Origin of the sequence: Micromonospora salmantinae, from assembly GCF_022230905.1 — a bacterium.
In the GTDB taxonomy this organism is placed as follows: Bacteria; Actinomycetota; Actinomycetes; order Mycobacteriales; family Micromonosporaceae; genus Micromonospora; species Micromonospora salmantinae.
Genome location: NZ_JAKKFG010000045.1, coordinates 289,691 through 307,661, shown reverse-complemented (window position 1 = coordinate 307,661; position 17,971 = coordinate 289,691). Strand labels below are relative to the sequence as shown.

The following is a 17,971-nucleotide window of genomic DNA, read 5'->3' as shown; positions in this document are numbered from 1 at the left end:
TGTCAGCCCCGGCCGCCGTAGACGGTGCGCCCCGAGTCGGTGACGTCCTTGCCGAGCCGGCGGGTCAGGTGCAGCCCTTCCAGCACGAACTCGACGGCGGCAGCGGCCTCCTCGGAAGTGGGCGCGTCGCCCAGGTCGAGCCGGTCCAGGACCTTCGCCAACCCGGGTACGGTGCCGACCTGGCGTAGCAGCTCGGTGGCGCTGACCAACTCGCCGGTCTCGATCGCGGCGCCGTCCTCGACCAGGGCGGTGAACCCGGACAGGTCCAGCCCGGCCAGGTGGGCCCGGAACGTCTCGGCGGTCGCGGTACGCAGCAGGTGCGCGAGGATCTCGATCTCCCGGCCCTCCTCGCCGCTCTCGAACTCGACCTTGCCGCGCAGCGTGCTGGTCACCGACACCGCGTCGCCGACGCGGGCAACGGCGGCCTCGGGGCGTCCGTCCGGGGTGTCGGAGGCGGCGAGCAGACCGGCGCGACGCAGCGCGGCACCGGCGACCGTCTCGGCGGCGGCGATGGCGAATCGGGCGGAGACACCGGAGCGCGGGTCCACCGACGGCGACTCCCGGACGGCGCGGGCGAAACGGGCCAGCACCTCCAGCACGTGCTCCGGCACCTCGGCGACCAGGTCGGCCTCCTGGCGGATCAGCGCCAGCTCCAACTCCAGGTCGACCGGGTAGTGGGTGCGGATCTCCGCGCCGAACCGGTCCTTGAGGGGGGTGATGATCCGGCCCCGGTTGGTGTAGTCCTCCGGGTTGGCGCTGGCCACCAGGAGCAGGTCCAGTGGCAGGCGCAGCTGGTAGCCGCGAACCTGGATGTCCCGCTCCTCCAGCACGTTGAGCAGCGCCACCTGGATCCGCTCGGCCAGGTCGGGCAGCTCGTTGACGGCGAAGATGCCCCGGTTGGTGCGCGGCACCAACCCGAAGTGGATGGTCTCCGGGTCACCGAGGGTACGACCCTGGGCGATGCGGATCGGGTCGACGTCGCCGATCAGGTCGCCGACGCTGGTGTCCGGGGTGGCCAACTTCTCGCCGTACCGCATCGAGCGGTGCAGCCAGCCGATCGGCAGGTCGTCACCGGCCTCGGCGACCTGGGCGCGGGACGCCGGGGTGAGCGGGTGCATCGGGTGCTCGTTGAGCACCGAGCCGGGCAGAACGGGGGTCCACTCGTCGAGCAACGCGCCCAGTGAGCGGATCAGCCGGGTCTTGCCCTGGCCGCGCTCGCCGAGCAGCACCATGTCGTGCCCGGCGAGCAGGGCCCGCTCGACCTCGGGCAGCACGCTGTCGTCGTAGCCGACGATGCCGGGGAATCGGGTCTCGCCGGAGCGCATCCGGGCGAGGAGGTTGTCGCGGAGTTCCTGCTTGACGGTGCGGTACTGGTGACCGGCCGCCCGTAGCGCGCCGAGCGTGCCGGGCAGGTCGGCCGGTGGAACCGGGATTACCGGGGTAGGCGCAGTCACCCGACCCACGCTAGCTCACATTCGCAGGGGTGCCCCGGGCATCGGGGGCACCCCTGGCCACCACCCTCAGCCCCGGTCGCAACGCCGGCAGGTGCCGCGGCGGCGCAGGTGGTACGCGTAGGTTGCAGTGCCGAGCGCCACGCCCCACACCGGCCAGAGCATCATCGGCGCCCCGGTGATGCTGAGCCCGCCGGTGAGTTCCCAGAACTTCGGGTTGCTGAGCAGCCCCAGCGAGGCCGCGGTCACGGAGATGGCGACCAGGGTGGCCGGCACCACGGCCAGCTTCACCGGCACCCGACGGCCGGCGAGGCCGAGCATCCAGCGCGGGAACCGCTCGCCCCAACGTTGCACCAGGCCGAGGGTGAGGATCGCGCCGGCGGTGGCGAAGGCGGCCAGCCCGAACCCGGCCCAGACCAGCCCGGTGTCCTGCATCTCGGTGAGGAACTTCCGGGAGATGCCGAGCGGGATGCCGGCCGCCCAGGCGAACCGGGTCAACGCGTACGTGAACGGGATGGCCGCGGCGATGCCCACTGCCCACCGGCCCCAGCGGCTGGCGGCGGCCGGGGTGGTCCACCGCTGGCCGGTGTCGGCGCGGCCGCAGCCGACGCAGGCCCCGGCGGTACGGCGCTGCCAGGCGAGCACCGCCCCGACCAGCAGCAGCCCGCCGGCCAGCGCCGCGAACCGGCCGAACAGCGCCCAGTTGAAGATGTCGGCGTAGTCGACCGGCGGCCACCCGAACGGCGCCCCGACGATCAGTATCGGCAGGTAGCCGAGGACGACCAGCACCCGGACGTCCGGCACGACCAGGACGAGCACGAACGCGACCGCCCAGCCGTAGCCGGCGAGCAGCGCCCGCAGCGGGCCGGGTGGGCGCGCCGCCGGGCGACTCATCGCCAGGGCCGCCACCGCGGCGGTGAGCAGCACGCCGGCGAGGAGCGGGGTAGCCACCTCCACCGGCACCAGGCGGAGCAGGCTGACGTCGCCGCCGTGGGGGTCGTTCGGGCCGAACGGGTAGCCGGCGCCGGTGAGGGTGCCGAGCAGGGCGAGCACGCCCCACAGGCCGAGCCAACCGGCGGCCAGTGGGGCCAGCCGGTCCGGCCAGCGGGAGTCGGTACGGGGTGGGGAGGCAGTGATCGTTGTCATGCTCTCAGCCTCGACGGACAGCCGCCGGATTCCCTCCCGGCTAGCGGTGAACCCACTCCCCCCGTTGAGGGACCGATCAGCCCGACGGGGTGACGAAGCCGGACTCGTACGCGGCGATGACCGCCTGCGTACGGTCGCGGACGCCCAGCTTGGCCAGCACGTTGCCGACGTGCGTCTTGACCGTCTCCACCCCGACCACGAGGTGCGCGGCGATCTCCGGGTTGGACCGGCCGGTGGTCATCAACCGCAGCACCTCGGCCTCGCGTTCGGTGAGCCGGGCGGCGGTCAACCGGTCGCCACCCGTCGGCCCGTACGCGCCGACCAGTTGGCGGATCGCGGCCGGGAAGAGCAGTGACTCACCGGCCGCGACCACCCGGACCGCCTCCACCACCTCGGCGGGCCGGGCCCGTTTGAGCAGGAACCCCGAGGCGCCGGCGCGCAGCGCCTCGTAGACGTACTCGTCGTTGGCGAAGGTGGTGACCACCAGCACCCGGGGCGGGTCGGCGGAGGTGGCCAGCAGGTGCCGGGTGGCCTGGATGCCGTCGATGCCGGGCATCCGCACGTCCATCAGCACCACGTCGGGCCGGTGCCGGGCGACCAGCGGCGGCACCTCGGCGCCGTCGGCGGCCTCGGCGAGCACGTGCAGGTCGGGTTGGGCGTCGATGATGGCTCGCAGCCCCACCCGGATCAGCTCGTCGTCGTCGACGATCAGCACTCCGGTGGTCATGTCGTCTCCTCGTACGGCAGGCGGGCCCGGATCAGCCACCGGTCGCCGTCGGGGCCCACTGTGAGCCGGCCGCCGAGCAGCAGCACCCGCTCCCGCATGCCGTCCAGTCCTCGACCGCCCCGCCCCCGCTGGGCCCGGTCGGGGTGGCGCACCGCGTTGACCAGCTCCAACTCCAGCGCGTCGCTGTGCAGGTCCAGGCGTACCGTCACCGGCCCGTGGCCGTGCCTGGCCGCGTTGGTCAGTCCTTCCTGGACGATTCGGTAACCCTCCCGGGAGACCACAGCGGGCACCCGGGCCGGGTCGCCGGCGCGTTGCGCGTGCACGGTCAGGCCGGCCGCGCGGGCGTCGGTGACCAACCGGTCCAGGTCGGCGAGGGTACGCTGCGGCGCCACCACGGGCCGATCGCGTCCGTTCTCCCGAAGCAGCCCGAGTACGTGGTCGAGGTCGTCCATCGCGGTCCGTCCGACGTCCTCGATGGCGGTGAGCGCTCGTCGGACGAATTCGGGGTCGGTGTCGAGGACCTCGCGGGCGGCTCCGGCCTGGAGGGTGGCCACTGTCAGCGCGTGACCGACCGAGTCGTGCAGTTCCCGGGCCAGCCGGTTGCGTTCGGCGAGCCGGGCGGCTCGTGCTTCGAGGGCGGCGATCCGCTCCGCCTGGGCCGGCCCGAGCAGCACGGGTGCCATGGATCCGGCGAGCGCGCCGAGCCCGGCGACGGCGTAGCCGAGGCCGACCAGCAGGAGCACCCCGGTCACTGTCAGCCAGCCGCTGTCCTGCCCGTCCAATGGCCCGAACTGTTCCCGGCTGGTCAGCTCGGTGCCGACGCCGAACTGCTGGGCGATGAACGCCAGCGCCATCGGCAGGGCGCTGAACAGCGCGATCATCACCAGCGCCCCGATGATGAGGTGGGTGGCGATCCAGAGCGCGCTGCGCAGCCGGGTGTCCCGGTCGCCGTGGTGTCCGGGCGCGGGTTCGGGCAGGTCGACACCGAGCAGCGCCCGGACGGCGGCGATCTCCAGGGCCCGGCTGCCGTCCAGCAGCAACGGGACCACGGCGATCAGTACGGCGATGACCAGCAGGGCGTAGACCAGTGGGCGCGGGATCGCCGAGTCGGCGAGCAGTTGGGCGAAGGTCACCGCGAGCAGCCCGTACGGCAGCGCCAGCACGCCGCCGAGCAGCAGGAACACGCCGCGTCGCCAGGTGCTGCCGGCGACCAGCGGGGCCAGCGCCGCTCGGGGGTTCACCTCGTCATTCTGCGGCCCGGACGGGTCTCGGCGACTCCCCCGTGCCGGGGAGATCTCAGCGGTGGTCGGCGACGTACTGCTGCGGGTCCTTGTCGCGGAACGGGAGGTTGCGGCCGTTCTTGTGCTCGCCGTAGAAGGTCAGCCAGCGTTGGCCCAGCTCGGCGCGGAGTTCGGTGCTGGCGTGCCGGCGGAAGTCGGGCAGCGCCTCGTCCTCCTCTTCGGCGAGGTGTTCGCTGTTCTCCCGGCGGGCGTTGCCGACCGCCTCCCACCACTGATCCGAGCCGACCGGGTGCAGTTTCGCCTCGGCGATGGCGTCACGGATCTTGTTGTGGTCGCCGATCGCGTCGGCGGTCTCGTCCTCGCCGTCGTCGCCGTGCTTGACCAGGTGCGGGTAGAGGATCGCCTCTTCCGCCTCGGCGTGGATGTCCAGGTGCAGGGCGAGGGCGTCCCAGATGGCGAGCATCTCCTGCTCGTCTCGGGCGTCGTCGAGGCGGGCGAAGCCACGCCGGAAGGCGGCGTGGTCGTCCAGGATCAGCGCGGTGATGTCGTCCACTGTGCTCACTTTCCGGTTGGTTTGCCGAACCGGGCACGCAGCATCGCCGGCATCGCGGCGAGTCCGGTGATCGGGCGGAAGCGTTTCGCCGCCTCGGCCAGCGCCGCGTACTCGTCGTCGGCGAGGTCGATGTCGGCGGCGGCGGCGTTGCGTTCCATCTGCTCGACCCCGGACGCCCCGGGGATGGCGAGCACGTTCGGGTGGCGCAGCAGGTAGGCCAGCGCGATCTGGCTGGGGGTGGCGTCGTGGGCGTCGGCGACCTGGCGCACTGTGTCGATCAGGGCCGCGCCGCGCTCCAGGTTCTCCGGCAGGAAGTACGGGTTGGCGCGCCGGACCGCGCCGGTCGGCGGGTTCTTGGCGTCGTAGCGGCCGGAGAGGAAGCCCTGCGCCAGCGGGCTGTACGCGATGACCACCCGACCGGCCTGCCGCGCGTACGGCAGCAGGTCCTGCTCGGGTGCGCGGTCCAGCATGCTGTAGCGGACCTGGTTGCTGAGCACCCGCCGGCCGAGTGCCGCTTCGGCGACCTGCCAGCGGCGCAGCCCGTAGTTGCTCACGCCGACCTCGCCGACCAGCCCGACGTCCTGCAGGGTCCGCATGCCGCGCATCGTGGTGTGGTCGGCGACCAGCGGGTTGGGCTGGTGCACCTGGTAGAGGTCGATGCTGGTGACGCCGAGCCGGGCCGCCGAGGCGACAGCCCGCTGCTGCACCACGGCGGCCACCGGCAGGACCGGCAGGATCTTGCTGGCGATCACGACCTTCGGCCGGTCGTCGCCGAGGGCCGCGCCGAGGATGCGTTCGCTGCGCCCGAAGCCGTAGACCTCCGCGCTGTCGAAGACCGTCACGCCCAGCTCGACGGCCCGCCGGACGATCTGCGCCGCCTGCCGCTCGAAGTCCGGGCCGTACCCCCATTCCCGGGAGCCGAACTGCCAGGTGCCCAACCCGATCTTGGACAGCGGTTTGGGGGTGTCGAGCGCAATGAAACGCATGGCGTCGAAACTACCCCGATGTCCCGGTTTCCACGCCCGATCCGCACCACGCTGGGCCGGAGCTAGGCTCATGATCGTGACTTACCTCGCCGCGGATGACCGCTACGACACCATGACCTACCGGCGCAGCGGACGCAGTGGCCTGCGGCTGCCTGCCGTCTCGCTCGGGCTGTGGCACAACTTCGGTCCGGACCGCCCGTTCGAACGGCAGCGCGACATCGTCCGCCGCGCCTTCGACCTGGGTGTCACCCACTTCGACCTGGCCAACAACTACGGCCCGCCGCCCGGTTCGGCGGAGGAGAACTTCGGCCGGATGCTCGCCACCGACCTGAAGCCGTACCGGGACGAGCTGGTCATCTCCAGCAAGGCCGGGTACCTGATGTGGCCCGGCCCGTACGGCGAGTGGGGCTCGCGCAAGAACCTGATCTCGTCGCTGGACCAGTCGCTGGGCCGGATGGGGCTGGACTACGTCGACATCTTCTACTCGCACCGGTTCGACCCGGACACCCCCCTCGAGGAGACGATGGGGGCGCTCGACGCCATCGTCCGCTCCGGCAAGGCGCTCTACGTCGGCATCTCGAACTACAACTCGGAGCAGACCACGCGCGCCGCCGCCATCCTGCGTGAGCTGGGTACGCCGCTGCTGATCAACCAGCCGTCGTACTCGATGCTCAACCGCTGGACCGAGTCCGACGGCCTGCTCGACACGCTGGAGCAGGTCGGTGCGGGCTGCATCGCGTACAGCCCGCTGGCCCAGGGCCTGCTGACCGACCGTTACCTGGGCGGCATTCCGGCCGACTCGCGGGTTCGCACCAGCGTCTTCCTCAACGAGAGCGACCTCAGCGACGAGAAGATGGCCACCATCCGTGGGCTCGGCGCGGTCGCCGAGCGGCGCGGCCAGTCCCTCGCTCAGCTCGCGTTGGCCTGGGCGCTGCGTGACCCGCGGATGACCAGCCTGATCATCGGGGCGAGCAGCGTCGAGCAGTTGGAGACGAACATCGCCGCGCTGGACAACCTCGACTTCACGGCCGACGAGTTGACCGAGATGGAGCGCCACCTGGGCTGAACCCCGTCGGGTCCCCGGGCGGGTCGGATCACCAGATCCGGCGCCGCCCGGCCCGGTGGTTGCGCACCTCGCACTGCCGGCCCACCGGTGCGGCGGCGCTGCGACGTCGCCGTCCGGCACCGATCAGCAGCAGCGCCAGGACCAGCACGGCGGCGGCGCCGGCCAGCACCGGCCACCGGCCGCCGAGGTTGGTCACCGACGCCACCGGCACGCCCGGGTCGGCCGCCGCCGCCACCGCCGTCTCGGTGACGGCCGGCCCACTCGCTGCGGTACGCGGAGCAGCCGCCGCGCTCTTCGTCGCGCCGACCTTCGCCGGGGTGCCGGTGGCCGCGGCACCGGTGGCCTTGGCGCCACGGAACACCACGTCCGAGCAGGAGTAGTAGGTGTCCGGCGTGTTGGAGTTCTGCCAGATCGTGTAGATCAGGTGTCGCCCGCTGCGGCCCGCCGGCAGCCGGCCCGCCAACTGGTACGCCCCGGCCCGCACCGGCGGGTCGGTCAGCGTCAGAAACGGGCGCGACTCCAGATCCGCCCAGGTCAGCTTCTTACGGGGGTCGTAGGCCGGCGTGGTGACGTAGAGCCGGAAGGTGCCCCGGTGCTCAATGGTGGTCCGGTACCGGAAGGTGAACGTCGCGCCGGTGGTCAGCGTGGTGCTGGGCCAGTCGGTACGGGGCAGGTCCAGTCCCCGGTACGCGGACAGTCCGCCGCTGCACAGCTCACCGTCCGGAATCCGTTCCCGATCTCGCCCGTTGATCGTGTAAACTCGCACGTTGTCCCATTCGCGGACCGCCGCGCCGGCCTTGACCGCCGCCCGGCAGGCGCTGGTGGCCGCGTACCGGCCCTCGGGGCCACAGGCCGCCGCGCGACTGATCGGGTCGGTCGGGGCGCCGTGGGCGGCGGCGGGCGTGGCGGCCAGGGGCACTGTCGCGGCAGCGACCAGCACCGTGGCGAGGAGCCGGCGTACGGGCATGAGGATGACCTCCGCCCACTGGTACGGCCGGGAGACGGCAAAGGTTCGACGCTGACCGGCCGGGAATCCTGCGGGTGGGTGTGGCGTTTCGATACTCGGAACCGCTTGCACCGAGGAGGCAGACATGAAGGTACGTAGCTCGTTGCGTGCACTGAAGCAGAAGCCGGGTTCGGTGGTGGTCCGCCGTCGCGGCCGGGTGGTCGTGGTGAATCGCGCCAACCCGCAGTGGAAGAGCCGTCAGGGCTGACTCAGCCCTTACCGGACATCCAATCGCCAACGCCCTGACCGGGTCATCCGGTCGGGGCGTTTTGCGTGTGCTGGGGCAGTCCGGCGGATCGACTAGGGTGCTTCGAAAGATCGCCCCCGATGAGGAGGAACCGGTGTTCATCTTGGAGCTGTCCTTCGGCGACGAACCCGACCGGCTCGCCGCCCGACCGGCGCACCGGGAGCGTCTCCAGGCCCTGCGCCAGGAGGGCCGTCTGGTCATGGCCGGGCCGTTCGCCGACGACTCCGGAGCACTGCTGATCTTCGACGTCCCGGACGCCGAAGCGTTCGCCGCTGTCGTCGCCGAGGACCCCTATTACCGCACCCCCGGAGTGACGATCGCCAGTCAGCGGGAGTGGTCACCGATCGTTCGGTAGCCGCGGCTTCGACGGCGCAGCAAAACGCCCTGGTCGGATTGTCCCGACCAGGGCGTTTCTCAAGGGTGGAGCCGAGGGGACTCGAACCCCTGACCCCCACACTGCCAGTGTGGTGCGCTACCAGCTGCGCCACGGCCCCTTGCTGTCGTCCCGGTCGCCCGGGCACTGGGAAACTATACACAGACCGGCCCGCATGGTCATCTCGCGGGGTCCCCCGCCGGCCGGGTCAGTTGAGCGCCACGTCCGGCGGGAAGTGCGCGACGGCGGCCATCATCCCGCCCTGCCGGCGCAGCACCATCGGCCACAGGTCGTCGGGCCGGTCGACGAAGGCGTCCCCGGGGAGCCCGTCCAGCACGAACCAGGACCCGTCGGCGATCTCCTGCTCCAACTGGCCGCTGCCCCAGCCGGAGTAGCCGGCGAAGACCCGGATGCCGCCGATGCTCTCCCGCAGCCGCTCCGGGTCGACCGAGAGGTCGATAGTGCCGACCGCCCCGGAAACCTGGTGGAAGCCCTTCACCCGGCGCATGGGGTGCCGCATCCGGGCGAGGCAGATGGCCGAGTCGGGCTGCACCGGGCCACCCTCGAAGAGCACCGCCGGGTGGCGGGCCAGGTCACTCCAGTCACCGAGCACCTCGGCCACCGGCACCTCGGTGGCCCGGTTCAGCACCACACCGAGCGCGCCGCCCGGCTCGTGGGCGACCAGCAGCACGACCGTACGGTCGAAGTTCGGGTCCTTGAGCGCCGGAGTCGCGACCAGCAGCCGCCCGGTCATCGACTCCATCGCTCGTCCGCCGATCGCCTGGCCCTCTCCCTGCATGCCACACACCCGTCAACCGTGAGCCCGCGCCGGGCGCCGGTCATCGACCGGATCCGCCCACCGCATCGGGTTCAGCCGCCCTGTCAACGCCATGCCTGGCACCATAGCCTGCGTGCTGGGTGCTGGCTAAGGTCTGACCGGCGGGTGATCGGACAGTTAAGACGAAGGGCCGAGGCACCCGACGGCGGACCTCCCGGTGATCGACCGATCGGGACCACCGGCGGCCGAGAAACGCCCGAAACGTCCGTCACATCCCGATAGATTCGGCTGATCGGGAGGGCGAACGCGGTTGCCCCTGCCCGCGAGACGGAGGCGGGTGGCGATGGCAACTGTCCGGGACGCGACGTACGACGTGCTCCGCACCCTCGGCATGACCACTGTCTTCGGCAACCCCGGCTCCACCGAGGAGCCGTTCCTCCAGGACTTCCCCGCCGACTTCCACTACGTCCACGCGCTGCACGAGGCGACGGCCGTCGCGATGGCCGACGGCTACGCCCAGGCCAGCGGAGTGCCCGCCCACGTCAACCTGCACACCGCCCCGGGCACCGGCAACGGCATGGGCAACCTGGTCACCGCCTGGCACAACAAGACCCCGCTGATCGTCACCGCCGGCCAGCAGACCCGGGAGATGCTGCTCCTGGAACCCCGGCTGGCCAGCCGCCGACCCACCGAGCTTCCGCAGCCCTACGTGAAGTGGGCCTACGAGCCGGCCCGCGCGCAGGACATCCCCGCGGCGATGCTGCGGGCGTACGCGACTGCGGTGCAGCCACCGGCCGGGCCGGTCTTCCTCTCCCTGCCGATGGACGACTGGGCCCAGCCAGCCGACCCGCCGCCCGCGCCGCGAACGGTGGCCACCCGGTTCGCGCCGGACCCCCAGCGGTTGGAGGAGTTCGTCCGGGTGCTGGCCGGCAGCCGCAACCCGGCCCTCGTGTACGGGCCGGGGGTGGACCGCTCCGCGAGTTGGTCGACCGCTGTCGCGCTGGCGGAGCGGCTCGCCGCGCCGGTCTGGTCGGCTCCCGCCACCGAGCGGGCGGTGTTCCCCGAGGACCACCCGCACTTTCGCGGCGTGCTGCCGTACGCGATCGGTCCGCTCGCCGAGGCGCTGCGCGGGCACGACACGGTGCTGGTCGTCGGCGCCCCGGTGTTCCGCTACTACCCGTACGTGCCGGGCGGGCACCTGCCCGACGGCGCCCGACTGCTGCACATCACCGACGACCCCGACGAGGCCGCGCGAGCGCCGGTCGGTGACAGCCTGCTCAGCGACCCGGGGCTGGCCCTGGCCGCGCTGGTCGAAGGGGTGCCGCCGAGCGGCCGACCGGCACCGACGCGACGGGACGCACTGCCACCGCCGGAGGTCGGCACCCCGCTGAGCGCCGACGCCCTGTTCGCCGCGCTGGCCGCACACTGGCCGACCGACGGCGTGCTGGTCCAGGAGTCACCGTCCAATCTGTCCGCGCTGCGTCGTCAGCTACGGATCACCCGCCCGGCGTCGTACTTCACGATGGCCAGCGGCGGCCTCGGCTACGGCCTGCCGGCGGCGGTCGGCATCGCACTGGCCGAGCGGGACACCGGGCGCGGCCGCCCGGTGGTGGCGGTGATCGGCGACGGCTCCTTCCACTATTCGGTGCAGGCGCTCTGGACGGCCGCGCGCCTGGCACTGCCGGTGGTGGTCGTCGTCCCGGTCAACCAGCAGTACGCGATCCTCAAGGCGTTCGCCGAGCTGAAGCACACTCCCGGGGTGCCCGGCCTGGACCTGCCGGGGTTGGACGTCGTCGCGATCGCGGCCGGCTACGGCTGTGCCACGCAGGTGGTGGAGACCCCCGATCAGCTCGGCGCGGCGCTCTCCGCCGGGCTGCGCGCCGACCGGCCCACTGTGTTGCCGGTGCCGATCAGCACCGACGTGCCCAGCATCCTCTGAGCCGGGTCAGCGCGGTGCGATCGCCAGCGGGGCACCGGTGAAGACGTCCAGCACCGGCCGGCTGCCCAGCGGCGCCGCGAGGGTTACGGTGACCGGCTCCAGTTTCAGCAGGTCGATACATTCGCCGGTGGCCCGGGTGACGCCGCCACCGACCACCACGACGTCCGGCCGTTCCCACACCAAGGGCGTGATCCCGGTGTCGCACGCGCCGACGCCGAGGCGCACTGTCAGCCGGGCGTCGTCGACGGCGGCCAGGTTCTGGGCCGCCACCAACCCGTCCGGCAGCGGCCGGGCCGGCGTGGTCGGCTCGGGGACGGGGGTGACCGCCGTCGGCGCGACGGCGAGCCGGACCACCGGGGTGGCCAGCTCCTTGATGGTGAACAGCCAGGCCGGGACCTGTGCCACCCCCCGGCTCGTACGCACCGGCACGGCGCCGAACGTGACAGCGGTGACGGTGAGCGGGAGACAGGCGGTCTGGGTGCTGCTCGTGGCCCACCCGTCGGGCCCCGGTTCGACCGTGGGGCCGCCGGGGGTGGGCCGACCGGGCTGCTTCGGCCGCCCCGGGCAGGGCAGTGGGTCACCCTGGTCGAGCTGCCGGTACGCCTCGGCGGCGCTGACCAACGGCAGCCTCAACCGTCCGTCCGGGAACTGGATCTCGCCGCCGACCCGGGTGGGCGGTATTCCGACCTGCGCGCGGTACCACCCGGCCCGGAACGCCGTCTCGGTCTCGGGGGTGAAGCCCGGGTCACCGGTGAGCACTGTCGGCCCCTCCAACGGCACGTAGCCCGTACGCCAGTCGGGGCCGGGCCGCCACGCCTCGGCGACCTGAACGGCCCGCTGGTCGAACGCCTCCGTCCCGTGCGTCGGGCTGGGCGGGCCACCGGCCGGACCGGAGTCGGTCGCGGCACAGCCCGTCACGAGCAGCAACGGGAGTACGAGCAGCAGGGCAGGCCGATTCATGTACGGTTCGACGCCTCCGCCGACCGGCCGGTTCCCGACCGGGGCTCAGGTCTCGCCACCCAGATCCGTCTGGTACGCCTCCCACAGCAGGTCGGCGCCGCGCCGCCGATGCCGGGCCAACCGCCGCAGCAGGTGCCCGGCCCGGTGTCGCAGCTCATCGGGGTGCGCCTCGGGCCGCTCGGCGATCTGCTGGACCGCCAGGATCGCGGCGACGATCGCCACGTGCTCCCGGGTCAGCAGCCGCACCCCGTGGTCCAGTCGCGGCGACTGGGTGAGCAACTCCCGGTAGAGGCCGGTGGGGCCCTCGGTGGCCCGGACGTGCTCGGCGAAGCCCCGGCGCACCGGACGCAGCCGAAGGAGAACCTCTTCGCGCCAGCGCGGCTCGGTGCTGGCGACGGCGACGGCCCGGCCGAGGGCGTGCACGTCGCCAGCGAGCCCGGCCGGACGCGGCGCGCCGGGTAGACCGATGGAATGTGGATCGGCGGGGAGCCCCGCCGGATGCGCGACGCGCCCTCGGGCGACGACTGACGGCTGCTGGACCGGACCGGTGACCATTGGCACCTCCCGCGCGGCGGCGCTGCTACCCCATACCGCGATGGTGAGGCTGCCCGGCCCGCTCTGTCCAGGGCCCTGAACCGTCTCATCTGCCCCGTTGAACCCACTGACCCCACCAGCCACCCTGGTGAAGGCCCCCAGGGCCGCACGAGCCTCCTGGGACGGACGGCAGCCTCAGTCGGTCGACGGGCGCTCTGCCAGCCGGCGCAGGTGCTCGGCCACGGCGCGCGCGTCGCCGGCCCGCTCGTCGCCCGGTCGACCCGTCGTGATCGCCTCGGCCAGCGCCCGCAGCTCGGACGGCGGCAGGACGGGCAGCCCCATGCCGCGCAGCGGGATCGTGACCCTCCGGGCACTCCCCGGGTCGGTCGCGAGAATGGCCCGCACCTGCGGTTCGCCGGCCGGACCGTCGTCGCCCGCCTCGCGGTACGACACCGCGCCGGACTCGATCCGGGCGGTGACGAGGTCGACGGTGCGGGTGCGCAGCGCGCCGCGTACCCGCACCCGGCTGCCCTCCAGCCAGGCGGCCGTGCGGAGCACCCGCAGCACCAGGTAGAGGCCGAGCAGGACGAAGGGCAGGCCACACAGGCCGACGAACGGGCTGGGACCGGACTGGTTCGGGTCGGCGGAGTCGCGTAGCCCGGGCGGCAGCAGCCCCGGTGGCAGGTCGCGGGCCTCCTCATAGGAGGCGAACGCGTCACCCGGGCCGGTCAGTCGGCGCAACAGCCCGTCGGCGACGAGGGGCAGTGCCACGAACGCCGCGCCGACGGCGGTGAGCAGGACGCCGAACACCACCGCCACGACGCGCCGGCCGGGCGACGGGCCGACCGACAGGCGCAGCTCCTGGTTGGTCACAGGGGGCAGCGTAAGACCCCGCGAACAACGAAGCGCCCCGGCTGGTGGGCCGGGGCGCTTCGTTCGAGGTGGTGGAGGTGCCGGGAATCGAACCCGGGTCCTTCGCCGGTTTGTCAGGGCTTCTCCGAGCGCAGCTCGCTGTGCCTCTACTCGGCCCCACCGCTCACGCGAGCAAGTTGGTGTGACGGGCCCAGTCGCTGATTAATCTCGCCGCACGGACCCCGCGACCGGGTCCGATTGGCCAGCCTCCTAGCTGATGCCGGCTACTGGGACGAAGGCGTTCCCAGGCCGACAGACTTAGCTACTCGCCTCAGGCGGCGAGAGCGAAGTCAGCGCGATTTTGCTTGGCGCTTATAAGTTTCCGACGACCGATTCTCGAGACGACGTCGGCTTCCTCGGCTCGCTTCCCCTGTCGCTGCGTACGAAGTCGAAACCAGTCACCCCCTCGACAGGCCGCCGATGTGGCGGCACTGACAAGACTAACGCCTGCCGCAACAGCTTTCATCCCGAGCCCCGGGCCGGCACGCCGACCCGGACAAACGGGATTAACTAGTCGTCCATGCCCTTGCCGCGCCGACCGGACACCCGGGCGATCTCCCGGTCCGCGTCCCGCTTGGCGAGGTCCTGACGCTTGTCGTACGACTTCTTGCCCTTGGCCAGGGCGATCTCGACCTTGGCCCAGCCGTCCGAGAAGTAGACCTGCAACGGGACGACGGTGAAACCGCCCTCACGGGTCTTGCCGAGGAGCTTGTCGATCTCGCCCCGGTTGAGCAGCAGCTTGCGGGTACGCCGGGGCTCATGGTTGGTCCAGGTGCCCTGGGTGTACTCCGGGATGTGCATCGCGTGCAGGAACAACTCGCCGTCACGTTCCTGCGCGAAGGCGTCGACAAGTGACGCTCGCCCGGCCCGCAGCGACTTGACCTCGGTGCCGGTCAGCGCCATGCCCGCCTCGTACGTGTCGAAGATGGCGTAGTCGTGACGCGCCTTCTTGTTGGAGGCGACCACCTTGCGCCCCTTTTCCCGTGGCATCGGTGCCACCCCCTCTCCTGGCGTCCGCGGCCGGGCTCGCCCCGGCCGGACAACCGATCATGCTACCTGAATGACAAGGACCCTCCCGCGCCGTTTATTTCCGGCTGCGGGAGGGTCCTCGGGAGACGACGGGACGACCCGTACGGCGCCTAGACCCGCAGGTAGAAGCGCAGGGTGATCCAGGCGGTGCCCGCGCTGACCAGACCACCGACGCCAGCCATCAGCGGGAAGATGAACAGGATGTCGCCCCAGGTGATCGGCGAGAGCAGGCCCTGCAACGCGCTCAACGACCCGTCGAAGAGCAGATACTTCGCCGCGACCAGGGCCACCAGACCGAGCAGTGAACCGATCAGGCCGGCCACCACGGCCTCCAGCACGAACGGCGCCTGGATGAACCAGTTGGACGCGCCGACCAGCTTCATGACCGCAACCTCACGCCGCTTGCTGTACGCGGCCACCTGAATGGTGTTCGCGACCAGCAGCAGGGCGGCGACCGCCATCACGATGGCGGCGGCCAGGGCGATGTTCTGGATCGCGGTGAGGATGTTGAAGATCTTGTCGAGCAGTCGACTCTGGTCGACGATCTCCTCGACACCCTCAGTGTCCTTGTACTGGTCGTAGACGCTCTTGTACTGCTCCGGGTTGTTCAGTGTGAGCCGGAACGACTCGGGCAGCTGGTCCGGCTTGACCGCGTTGACCAGGTCCGGCGCGTCCTGGTACATCGACTTGAAGCGCTCGTACGCCTGGGCCTTGTCGACGTAGATGACCTCCTTGACCAGGGGGTCGCTGTCGAGTTTGGTCTGCAGGTCGGTGCGCTGCTGCTCGCTCACCTCCTGCTCCATGAAGATCGAGACCTGGATGTTCTTGTAGTAGAGGTCCTTCATGTCGTCGACCTGGCGGTACATGAGACCGCTGGCGCCGAGCATGGTCAGCGAGACCGCCATCGTGATGATCATCGCGATGGACATGGTCACGTTGCGCCACAGTCCGACCAGTACCTCGGACAGGACGTATTTCACGCGCATCGGGATTTCCTCCGGGTCTCCGGCATGAGGTGTTCGTCGTCAGGCTGCGCAGGGGTGGAGCGCCGGCTCACCCGTAGACGCCGCGGGCCTGGTCACGCACGATGCGACCGCTCTCAATCTCAACGACGCGGCGGCGCATCTGGTTCACGATGTTGGAGTCGTGGGTGACCATCACGACGGTCGTGCCGGTGCGGTTGATCCGGTCCAGCAGGCGCATGATCTCAATCGAGGTGTCCGGGTCCAGGTTTCCGGTGGGCTCGTCCGCCAGCAGGATCAGCGGACGGTTCACGAACGCCCGGGCGACGGCGACCCGCTGCTGCTCACCACCGGAGAGCTCGTGCGGGTAGCGGTGCTCCTTGCCACCGAGCCCGACCAGCTCCAGCACCTCCGGCACGACCCGGCGGGCAACCGCCTTCGTCTTGCCGATCACCTCGAGGGCGAACGCCACGTTTTCGTAGGCGGTGCGGTTGGGCAGCAGCCGGAAGTCCTGGAAGACGCAGCCGATCGAGCGCCGGAAGTGGGGTCGCTTCCAGGAGCGCATCGACGTGACGTCCTTGCCGTTGACGACGACGCGCCCCTTGTTGGGGGCCACCTCGTGCAGCAGCATTTTGATGATCGTGGACTTGCCGGAGCCGGATGGACCGATGAAGAAGACGAACTCGCCCTTCTCGATCGAGACGGACACGTTGTCGAGCGAAGGCCGGGACGCCTTCGGGTACGTCTTCGTCACTTGCTCAAGCTGAATCACGGGTGGTGAGTCTACGCGGTGTAACAACTGAGCCAAGCCCCACGCCCCGCCGATCCGGCACGAGTCGTCGAATCAGGCTTCTACCTGGAGATCGACGACGCGCTCCGCCCGCGCACCGTCACGCACCGTCGCCAGCGATCTGCCGCTGCTTGCGCCAACGGATGCCCGCCTCGATGAAACCGTCCAACTCGCCGTCGAAGACCGCGCTCGGATTGCCGGTCTCCTGCTCGGTTCGGAGATCCTTCACCATCTGATACGGGTGCAGGACGTAGGAGCGCATCTGGTCGCCCCACGAGCCGGCCGCGTTCTCCTTGAGCCCTTCGAGCTTGGCCTGCTCCTCCTGGCGCTTGCGCTCCAGCAGTCGGGCCTGGAGCACCCGCAGCGCGGAGGCCTTGTTCTGCAACTGGGACTTCTCGTTCTGGCAGGTCACCACGATGCCGGTCGGGATGTGCGTCAGGCGCACCGCCGAGTCGGTGGTGTTGACGCTCTGCCCACCCGGCCCGGAGGAGCGGTAGACGTCCACCCGAACCTCGTTCTCCGGGATGTCGATGTGGTCGGTCTGCTCGGTGACCGGCAGAACCTCGACGCCCGCGAAGCTTGTCTGCCGACGACCCTGGTTGTCGAACGGGCTGATCCGGACCAGCCGGTGCGTGCCCGACTCGACGCTCAGCGTGCCGTACGCGTAGGGCACCTTGACCGCGAAGGTGGCCGACTTCAGGCCCGCCTCCTCGGCGTACGAGGTCTCGTAGACCTCGGTCGGGTAGCCGTGTCGCTCCGCCCAGCGCAGGTACATCCGCAGCAGCATCTCGGCGAAGTCCGCGGCGTCCACGCCACCCGCGCCGGCCCGGATGGCGACCAGCGCCTCCCGCGAGTCGTACTCGCCGGAGAGCAGGGTGCGGACCTCCATCTCCTGGATGGCCTTGGTCAGCCCGGTGATCTCCGACTCGACCTCGGTCAGCACACCCGGGTCGGCCTCGGCCTCGGCAAGCTCCAGCAGGACCTGGGCGTCGTCGAGGCCGGAGCGCAGGCTGCCCAGCTTGCTGATCTCGCCGTTGACGTACGACAGCTGCGAGGTCACCTGCTGGGCCTTGGCCTGGTCGTCCCACAGGTCGGGAGCGGAGGCCTCCTGCTCCAGGCGGGCCTTGTCCTCGTGGAGCCGGTCGAGGTTGAGGACGGCCTCGATGTTTCGCAGGGTCGCGTCGAGTTCCTTGAGCTGTTCGGCGTAATCGGCAGCGGTCACGACAGACAAGCGTACTGTGCCGGGAGCGGAGCAGCTCGTTCCCTATGCG

At 71.2% G+C, this 17,971-nt stretch carries 19 protein-coding genes, 1 tRNA gene and 1 other RNA gene; 4 read left to right on the top strand and 17 right to left on the bottom strand.

All coding sequences use genetic code 11. The annotated features are described in order from the left end of the window. Positions 1-2 precede the first annotated feature (2 nt). The 6 genes from PSH03_RS30330 to PSH03_RS30305 all read right to left on the bottom strand — a co-directional run bounded on the left by PSH03_RS30330 (position 3) and on the right by PSH03_RS30305 (position 6,104). Entirely contained in the window at positions 3-1,463 is a 1,461-nt protein-coding gene (locus PSH03_RS30330) for a magnesium chelatase ATPase subunit I (RefSeq protein WP_210784530.1), read from the bottom strand. 57 nt (positions 1,464-1,520) lie between these two features. Beyond that, positions 1,521-2,597, bottom strand: a complete 1,077-nt coding sequence (locus PSH03_RS30325) for a hypothetical protein (RefSeq protein WP_238691112.1) — start codon at positions 2,595-2,597, stop codon at positions 1,521-1,523. 76 nt (positions 2,598-2,673) lie between these two features. Then, positions 2,674-3,324 (bottom strand): response regulator transcription factor, encoded by a 651-nt coding sequence (locus PSH03_RS30320; RefSeq protein ID WP_210784528.1) that lies wholly within the window; start codon positions 3,322-3,324, stop codon positions 2,674-2,676. Beyond that, positions 3,321-4,565 carry a sensor histidine kinase gene (locus PSH03_RS30315; RefSeq protein WP_238691111.1) on the bottom strand — a complete coding sequence of 415 codons (1,245 nt, stop codon included), beginning with the start codon at positions 4,563-4,565 and terminating at the stop codon, positions 3,321-3,323. Before PSH03_RS30315 ends, PSH03_RS30320 begins: the two co-directional genes overlap by 4 nt. Positions 4,566-4,620: 55 nt before the next feature. Beyond that, positions 4,621-5,127 (bottom strand): hemerythrin domain-containing protein, encoded by a 507-nt coding sequence (locus PSH03_RS30310; protein ID WP_238683507.1) that lies wholly within the window; start codon positions 5,125-5,127, stop codon positions 4,621-4,623. Next, positions 5,124-6,104, bottom strand: a complete 981-nt coding sequence (locus PSH03_RS30305) for an aldo/keto reductase (protein WP_238691110.1) — start codon at positions 6,102-6,104, stop codon at positions 5,124-5,126. Before PSH03_RS30305 ends, PSH03_RS30310 begins: the two co-directional genes overlap by 4 nt. Positions 6,105-6,174: 70 nt before the next feature. Between PSH03_RS30305 and mgrA the strand changes: the two genes are divergently transcribed. Further along, complete coding sequence (gene mgrA / locus PSH03_RS30300; RefSeq protein ID WP_238691109.1) at positions 6,175-7,170, top strand: L-glyceraldehyde 3-phosphate reductase; 996 nt, start codon at positions 6,175-6,177, stop codon at positions 7,168-7,170. 28 nt (positions 7,171-7,198) lie between these two features. On the opposite strand, the gene PSH03_RS30295 is transcribed toward mgrA, so the two are convergent. Further along, positions 7,199-8,137, bottom strand: coding sequence for a lytic polysaccharide monooxygenase (locus tag PSH03_RS30295; protein ID WP_238691108.1), 939 nt, complete (start codon positions 8,135-8,137; stop codon positions 7,199-7,201). Positions 8,138-8,261: 124 nt separating this feature from the next. Here PSH03_RS30295 and PSH03_RS30290 point away from each other — a divergent pair, with 124 nt between their 5' ends. Further along, positions 8,262-8,384: a 50S ribosomal protein L36 gene (locus tag PSH03_RS30290; RefSeq protein WP_030490864.1), complete on the top strand. Its 123-nt coding sequence runs from the start codon at positions 8,262-8,264 to the stop codon at positions 8,382-8,384. 133 nt (positions 8,385-8,517) lie between these two features. Continuing rightward, positions 8,518-8,778: a YciI family protein gene (locus tag PSH03_RS30285; RefSeq protein WP_238691107.1), complete on the top strand. Its 261-nt coding sequence runs from the start codon at positions 8,518-8,520 to the stop codon at positions 8,776-8,778. Between the two features lie 66 nt (positions 8,779-8,844). On the opposite strand, the gene PSH03_RS30280 is transcribed toward PSH03_RS30285, so the two are convergent. Then, a tRNA-Ala gene (locus PSH03_RS30280) sits at positions 8,845-8,917 on the bottom strand. Between the two features lie 87 nt (positions 8,918-9,004). Then, complete coding sequence (locus PSH03_RS30275; RefSeq protein ID WP_112582369.1) at positions 9,005-9,595, bottom strand: YqgE/AlgH family protein; 591 nt, start codon at positions 9,593-9,595, stop codon at positions 9,005-9,007. 322 nt (positions 9,596-9,917) lie between these two features. Here PSH03_RS30275 and mdlC point away from each other — a divergent pair, with 322 nt between their 5' ends. Beyond that, positions 9,918-11,513, top strand: a complete 1,596-nt coding sequence (mdlC, locus tag PSH03_RS30270; protein WP_210784521.1) for a benzoylformate decarboxylase — start codon at positions 9,918-9,920, stop codon at positions 11,511-11,513. Between the two features lie 6 nt (positions 11,514-11,519). On the opposite strand, the gene PSH03_RS30265 is transcribed toward mdlC, so the two are convergent. The 8 genes from PSH03_RS30265 to prfB all read right to left on the bottom strand — a co-directional run bounded on the left by PSH03_RS30265 (position 11,520) and on the right by prfB (position 17,922). Next, positions 11,520-12,473, bottom strand: coding sequence for a hypothetical protein (locus PSH03_RS30265; RefSeq protein ID WP_238691106.1), 954 nt, complete (start codon positions 12,471-12,473; stop codon positions 11,520-11,522). Between the two features lie 45 nt (positions 12,474-12,518). After that, the gene (locus tag PSH03_RS30260; RefSeq protein WP_210784519.1) at positions 12,519-13,028 is read right to left on the bottom strand and encodes a hypothetical protein; all 510 of its coding nucleotides are present in this window, start codon (positions 13,026-13,028) and stop codon (positions 12,519-12,521) included. A gap of 174 nt (positions 13,029-13,202) precedes the next feature. Continuing rightward, entirely contained in the window at positions 13,203-13,880 is a 678-nt protein-coding gene (locus PSH03_RS30255) for a hypothetical protein (protein ID WP_210784518.1), read from the bottom strand. 69 nt (positions 13,881-13,949) lie between these two features. Next, positions 13,950-14,325: a transfer-messenger RNA gene (ssrA, locus tag PSH03_RS30250) on the bottom strand. A gap of 104 nt (positions 14,326-14,429) precedes the next feature. After that, the gene (smpB, locus tag PSH03_RS30245) at positions 14,430-14,909 is read right to left on the bottom strand and encodes an SsrA-binding protein SmpB (RefSeq protein ID WP_210784517.1); all 480 of its coding nucleotides are present in this window, start codon (positions 14,907-14,909) and stop codon (positions 14,430-14,432) included. Positions 14,910-15,058: 149 nt separating this feature from the next. Beyond that, on the bottom strand, positions 15,059-15,934 hold the full coding sequence (gene ftsX / locus PSH03_RS30240; RefSeq protein ID WP_210784516.1) for a permease-like cell division protein FtsX: 876 nt from the start codon (positions 15,932-15,934) through the stop codon (positions 15,059-15,061). A 67-nt stretch (positions 15,935-16,001) separates the two neighbouring features. Further along, positions 16,002-16,682 carry a cell division ATP-binding protein FtsE gene (ftsE, locus tag PSH03_RS30235; RefSeq protein ID WP_030331491.1) on the bottom strand — a complete coding sequence of 227 codons (681 nt, stop codon included), beginning with the start codon at positions 16,680-16,682 and terminating at the stop codon, positions 16,002-16,004. 118 nt (positions 16,683-16,800) lie between these two features. Further along, positions 16,801-17,922 (bottom strand): peptide chain release factor 2, encoded by a 1,122-nt coding sequence (prfB, locus tag PSH03_RS30230; RefSeq protein WP_210784515.1) that lies wholly within the window; start codon positions 17,920-17,922, stop codon positions 16,801-16,803. Positions 17,923-17,971 lie beyond the last annotated feature (49 nt).

Bases quoted from the DNA above. Each gene is read 5' to 3' on its own strand.
- PSH03_RS30325 (WP_238691112.1), bottom strand. From the start codon at position 2,597: ATGACAACGATCACTGCCTCCCCACCCCGTACCGACTCCCGCTGGCCG.
- PSH03_RS30320 (WP_210784528.1), bottom strand. From the start codon at position 3,324: ATGACCACCGGAGTGCTGATCGTCGACGACGACGAGCTGATCCGGGTG.
- PSH03_RS30305 (WP_238691110.1), bottom strand. From the start codon at position 6,104: ATGCGTTTCATTGCGCTCGACACCCCCAAACCGCTGTCCAAGATCGGG.
- mgrA (WP_238691109.1), top strand. From the start codon at position 6,175: ATGATCGTGACTTACCTCGCCGCGGATGACCGCTACGACACCATGACC.
- PSH03_RS30295 (WP_238691108.1), bottom strand. From the start codon at position 8,137: ATGCCCGTACGCCGGCTCCTCGCCACGGTGCTGGTCGCTGCCGCGACA.
- PSH03_RS30290 (WP_030490864.1), top strand. From the start codon at position 8,262: ATGAAGGTACGTAGCTCGTTGCGTGCACTGAAGCAGAAGCCGGGTTCG.
- PSH03_RS30275 (WP_112582369.1), bottom strand. From the start codon at position 9,595: ATGCAGGGAGAGGGCCAGGCGATCGGCGGACGAGCGATGGAGTCGATG.
- mdlC (WP_210784521.1), top strand. From the start codon at position 9,918: ATGGCAACTGTCCGGGACGCGACGTACGACGTGCTCCGCACCCTCGGC.
- PSH03_RS30265 (WP_238691106.1), bottom strand. From the start codon at position 12,473: ATGAATCGGCCTGCCCTGCTGCTCGTACTCCCGTTGCTGCTCGTGACG.
- PSH03_RS30260 (WP_210784519.1), bottom strand. From the start codon at position 13,028: ATGGTCACCGGTCCGGTCCAGCAGCCGTCAGTCGTCGCCCGAGGGCGC.
- smpB (WP_210784517.1), bottom strand. From the start codon at position 14,909: ATGCCACGGGAAAAGGGGCGCAAGGTGGTCGCCTCCAACAAGAAGGCG.
- ftsX (WP_210784516.1), bottom strand. From the start codon at position 15,934: ATGCGCGTGAAATACGTCCTGTCCGAGGTACTGGTCGGACTGTGGCGC.